The sequence below is a fragment of the Microcella sp. genome (genome assembly GCF_046293215.1).
GTDB lineage: Bacteria > Actinomycetota > Actinomycetes > Actinomycetales > Microbacteriaceae > Microcella.
Map to the genome: position 1 here is coordinate 408 of NZ_JBKBPI010000017.1, position 1,725 is coordinate 2,132.

Sequence of the window (1,725 nt, forward strand, 5' to 3'; positions counted from 1 at the left end):
CACCCCTACGGGGGGCAGCAGTGGGGAATATTGGGCAATGGCCGAAAGGCTGACCCAGCAACGCCGCGTGGTGGATGAAGCCCTTCGGGGTGTAAACACCTTTTCTGGGGGAAGATAATGACGGTACCCCAGGAATAAGGGACGGCTAACTACGTGCCAGCAGCCGCGGTAATACGTAGGTCCCGAACGTTGCGCGAAATTACTGGGCGTAAAGGGTCCGTAGGCGGTCTGGTAAGTGGAAGGTGAAATCCTACGGCTCAACCGTAGAATTGCCTTCCAAACTGCTGGACTTGAGGCAGGGAGAGGTCGGCGGAATTCCCGGTGTAGCGGTGAAATGCGTAGATATCGGGAGGACCACCAGTGGCGAAGGCGGCCGACTGGAACTGTCCTGACGCTGAGGGACGAAAGCTAGGGGAGCAAACCGGATTAGATACCCGGGTAGTCCTAGCCGTAAACGATGGATGCTAGATGTGGCCTACGAAAGTAGGCTGTGCCGCAAGCTAACGTGTTAAGCATCCCGCCTGGGGAGTACGGCCGCAAGGTTGAAACTCAAAGGAATTGACGGGGACCCGCACAACCGGTGGAGCGTCTGGTTTAATTCGATGCTAACCGAAAAACCTTACCAGGGTTTGACATGCGGTGTGTCGGGTATGAAAGTACCCTAGGCTATGATTATTCATGGCCGCGCCGCACAGGTGGTGCATGGTCGTCGTCAGCTCGTGTCGTGAGATGTTGGGTTAAGTCCCGCAACGAGCGCAACCCTTGCCCTGTGTTACCAGCGGGTAAAGCCGGGTACTCACAGGGAACTGCCGGCGATAAGTCGGAGGAAGGAGGGGATGACGTCAGATCAGTATGCCCTTTATGCCCTGGGCTACACAGGCGCTACAGTGGCAGGGACAATGGGACGCAACGCAGCAATGCGGAGCAAATCCCCTAAACCCTGTCGTGGTGCGGATTGGGGGTTGCAACTCACCCCCATGAAGGCGGAATCGGTAGTAATGGCGAATCAGCAATGTCGCCGTGAATACGTTCCCGGGTCTTGTACACACCGCCCGTCACGCCATGGGAGTCGGGTTCATCGGAAGTCCCCGAGCTAACCCGCAAGGGAGGCAGGGGCCGATGATGGGCCTGATGACTGGGGCGAAGTCGTAACAAGGTAGCCCTAGGGGAACCTGGGGCTGGATCACCTCCTTTATAGGGAAAACCTATACAAAAAATTGGCTGAAAGGCCTGCTCTTTACATTGGTCTCCTTAATAAACTGCTAAGGGCCTTTAGCTCAGGCGGTTAGAGCGTACCCCTGATAAGGGTAAGGTCAGTGGTTCAAGTCCACTAAGGCCCATAGGAATGGGGACGTAGCTCAGATGGAAGAGCATCTGCTTTGCACGCAGAGGGTCAGGGGTTCAAGTCCCCTCGTCTCCATAGGAAAAGAAAAAAGGACCTTGGCAATTGAATAAGGTAGTAGGAAGTAGGTAGAAGGAAAGGCCAAGCTGCTAAGGGTCCATGGTGGATGCCTAGGCAGCCAGAAGGGATGAAGGGCGTGGCAAGCTGCGATAAGCCTCGGGGAGCTGCAAGCGAGCGTTGATCCGAGGATTCCCGAATGGGGAAACCCACCAGCCCATAGGCTGGTATCCTCGAAAGAGGAGCCGAACCGGGCGAAGTAAAACCTTTTAGTAGCCCGAGGAAAAGAAACCGAAAGGGATTCCCTAAGTAGCGGCGAGCGAACG

Annotated in this window: 2 tRNA genes and 2 rRNA genes (1 of these 4 cut by a window edge); all 4 read left to right on the forward strand. The window is 55.8% G+C overall.

Going from position 1 to position 1,725, the window contains the following annotated elements:
- Positions 1-1,194: ribosomal RNA gene (locus ACK4SC_RS11640) — 16S ribosomal RNA — on the forward strand (it extends 297 nt beyond the left edge of the window).
- Positions 1,195-1,266: 72 nt separating this feature from the next.
- Positions 1,267-1,340, forward strand: a tRNA-Ile gene (locus tag ACK4SC_RS11645).
- A 7-nt stretch (positions 1,341-1,347) separates the two neighbouring features.
- Positions 1,348-1,420, forward strand: a tRNA-Ala gene (locus ACK4SC_RS11650).
- A gap of 61 nt (positions 1,421-1,481) precedes the next feature.
- Positions 1,482-1,725: ribosomal RNA gene (locus tag ACK4SC_RS11655) — 23S ribosomal RNA — on the forward strand; the annotation flags it as partial.